The sequence below is a fragment of the Bacillus sp. C30 genome (assembly GCF_040838255.1).
Taxonomy (GTDB): domain Bacteria; phylum Bacillota; class Bacilli; order Bacillales; family Bacillaceae_G; genus Bacillus_A; species Bacillus_A mycoides.
Map to the genome: position 1 here is coordinate 1 of NZ_JBFPJH010000401.1, position 2,714 is coordinate 2,714.

5 protein-coding genes and 1 riboswitch are annotated in these 2,714 nt (G+C 35.2%); of the genes, 1 reads left to right on the plus strand and 4 read right to left on the minus strand.

What is annotated here, in order from left to right; all coding sequences use genetic code 11:
- A partial coding sequence (locus AB3X49_RS20850; protein WP_367964485.1) for a TIGR00366 family protein occupies positions 1 to 557 on the plus strand: 557 nt, incomplete at its 5' end.
- A gap of 40 nt (positions 558 to 597) precedes the next feature.
- Here the strand turns inward: AB3X49_RS20850 and AB3X49_RS20855 are convergent.
- The 4 genes from AB3X49_RS20855 to AB3X49_RS20870 form a co-directional block, all read right to left on the minus strand.
- The gene (locus AB3X49_RS20855) at positions 598 to 951 is read right to left on the minus strand and encodes a group-specific protein (protein ID WP_367964487.1); all 354 of its coding nucleotides are present in this window, start codon (positions 949 to 951) and stop codon (positions 598 to 600) included.
- A complete protein-coding gene (locus AB3X49_RS20860) occupies positions 948 to 1,523 on the minus strand; it encodes an NAD(P)H-dependent oxidoreductase (protein ID WP_367964489.1) in 576 nt (191 codons plus the stop codon). The genes AB3X49_RS20855 and AB3X49_RS20860 overlap by 4 nt, the downstream gene beginning before the upstream one ends.
- A gap of 22 nt (positions 1,524 to 1,545) precedes the next feature.
- Positions 1,546 to 1,935 (minus strand): SWIM zinc finger family protein, encoded by a 390-nt coding sequence (locus AB3X49_RS20865; RefSeq protein ID WP_016095838.1) that lies wholly within the window; start codon positions 1,933 to 1,935, stop codon positions 1,546 to 1,548.
- Between the two features lie 253 nt (positions 1,936 to 2,188).
- Positions 2,189 to 2,509 carry a hypothetical protein gene (locus tag AB3X49_RS20870; RefSeq protein WP_002110869.1) on the minus strand — a complete coding sequence of 107 codons (321 nt, stop codon included), beginning with the start codon at positions 2,507 to 2,509 and terminating at the stop codon, positions 2,189 to 2,191.
- Between the two features lie 38 nt (positions 2,510 to 2,547).
- A riboswitch (SAM riboswitch) is annotated at positions 2,548 to 2,646 on the minus strand.
- Positions 2,647 to 2,714: the final 68 nt, after the last annotated feature.

Genomic DNA, 2,714 nt, shown 5'->3' on the forward strand with positions numbered 1-2,714 from the left:
ATTTTAGTACGAAAGGCTTTAACCTTACACTTGATATCGTTATTTTTATGTTATTAATTGCCGGTCTTATTTTCCACCGTACTCCGATTCAATATATTCGCGCTTTCTCTGACTCAACTAAGAGTGCTTCAGGTATTTTACTTCAGTTTCCGTTCTATGCTGGAATTATGGGGATGATGATTGGAGTAAATAGTGAAGGTCTTTCGCTTGGAGGAGCTATTTCTACTTTCTTTATTAGTATTTCAAATGAAACCACATTCCCGCTCTTTACATTTTTAAGTGCTGGCATTGTAAATATTTTCGTTCCATCTGGAGGCGGTCAATGGGCAGTGCAAGCACCAATTATGATTCCAGCTGGCGCTGAACTTGGTGTACCTGCCGCGAAAACAGCGATGGCAATTGCATGGGGCGATGCTTGGACAAATTTAATTCAACCTTTCTGGGCATTACCGGCATTAGCGATAGCTGGTTTAAGCGCGCGTGATATTATGGGATTTTGTGTTGTTAACTTACTATATGCAGGATTTATCATTAGTCTATGTTTCTTATTTATTTAAACGAAAAGCTAGTTTTATACTAGCTTTTCGTTTAAATAAATCATTCGTTATCTATACAGCTTATTACCTTCCTCCACTCTACCTCTGCATGATTTAATGCTTCATATGTAAACAAATCTTCACATACTTTTTCAATCATATGAGGATTGTTCTTAAGGAAATTCCACTGCAATACTTTAGGAAGAACATACGTTTCGTATTCTTTACTTCCCTTTATTACCTCATCAACTTCTCTTTCACAAATCCCTCTTATTAAATAATCAATTCTTAATTGTATTTGAATTTGTTGAAACGTTTCGCTGTATTTCTTCAATTGGACTAAACAATTAATATACGTACGCAAAAGTTCGTCATCATAATTGCAACACTTTATAATACGATCGATTTCATTCATAATGTACGAGCCGCTTCTTCTATTTGTAACAGCCATTTTTCACGCTTCGTTACTTTACTCGTTTTCACAGATTGAAAAGCAGAACGTTTTATATCGCGAATACCACAAAAACGTAAAACCCCTCTTTTCATCATAATCCAATCCGCTGATCGATATAATAGGGCCACGTACCATAACGGTGAGTCTAACGTATTAATAACCCATGCTTTCTTTCCTTTCAATAAACCTTTCGGTAATGACCCCTCATATTTATAAGCAAATCCAGCTACAAAAATACGATCGATAAATCCTTTTAAAATAGCAGGCATGCCCCACCACCATATCGGATATATGAAAAGAAGAATATCCGCTTTCTGCACTAATTCTCTATATCGCTTCGTCTCTTCTTCATTTAGTAAATCACGTCTTTTCTTCTCTTCATTAAATACAAGCACTGGATCAAATTGTTCTTTATATAAATCAAGTAGCGTAACAGAATGATTTGTTTCCTCAAGTCCTTTTTGCACATGCTCTAAAATTGCCCCATTAAAGCTTGAAGGATTAGGATGAGCATATATAATTAGTACGTTCACTACAAAACAACTCCCTCTTTAGTTAAAGTTTCTCCTTCTTTAACATCTTCTCTACAATTTGCACATTTTTCGAACTTTGTAACAAACGATTTAATACTGTTAGTAACTCTTCTTTTTCTAAACCTTTCAATTGCTCTTTAACTGTACTCTCACCAGCACCTTGAATTTCATACACAACTGCCGCCATATGTTTACAATAATTTTCATAAGGACACTCGCAGCTACTTTCTGCAAAATCTTCAAGATCAATAATCACTTCATAATTCCCTGCATTTCCAGTAACGAAAGCAAATACTTTCTTGTCGTGTATTTCAACATCTTCTACATGTCCCTCTTCATAATATTCATATCCTCTATCTATAATGTACTTTGGAATCCATTTCATTATATCTTTTAATAAGTATGCATACATCACAACACCTCTTCCTCTAATTCCCTTTTGACTTCCAAAATCCTGCATGTTATTCTAATAACTGTCAAGTAGCAAGTCTACGTGACAAAACGACTGACACCTATTCGGCGGAGGTGTCTCTTTTCATTTGCAGCCGATATGAAGTGCCTCTTTCAGGCACATTCAATCTTTGACACTACACACTCAACACCATTCCCTTGTATCAGGCTGCTTTAGCAGTCTTTTACTCTACATACTTCAAAAAAAAGAGAGCTCAGCTCCCTTTTCCCGCTTTATAAAATACCCCTTTTTCAGCATAGCGATATTCATCATCAGCTAAAGTAATTTTCCCATCCAGTTTGAGTTCATCTAATAGTCTTGATAAATAAAATTGATGTAACATTTTTTTAGTGAATTTTCCTTCATGATGCGAAACGATATGTTCTTGAATATCTAACAATGATATTGGCTTATCTTGCTCTATCATATATTCATAAACTGTACTACGCAGTTTTACGTATTTTTCGAGTGTCACAGTACTTCGCAACCCCTTTCTTCTTATTATATGTTTTCGTAATCGGTTTTTTTGCAACAAAAAAACCTCTCCGATAAGAAGAAGTTACGTATATCTTCGTCTTATCTCCCAGAACAAATATGTTCTGCTGGAATTAGCACCTGCATCGCGGTTGCTGGGTTTCATCGGGCCAGTCCCTCCACCTCTCTGGATAAGAAAATATTCACTTTAAATTTAACTATACGTAATTTTATTATAATTGTCAAATAAATATAAAAAATTATAT

Excerpts from the sequence above, each read along its gene's own strand:
- AB3X49_RS20865 (WP_016095838.1), bottom strand. The coding sequence starts at position 1,935 with ATGTATGCATACTTATTAAAAGATATAATGAAATGGATTCCAAAGTAC.
- AB3X49_RS20855 (WP_367964487.1), bottom strand. The coding sequence starts at position 951 with ATGAATGAAATCGATCGTATTATAAAGTGTTGCAATTATGATGACGAA.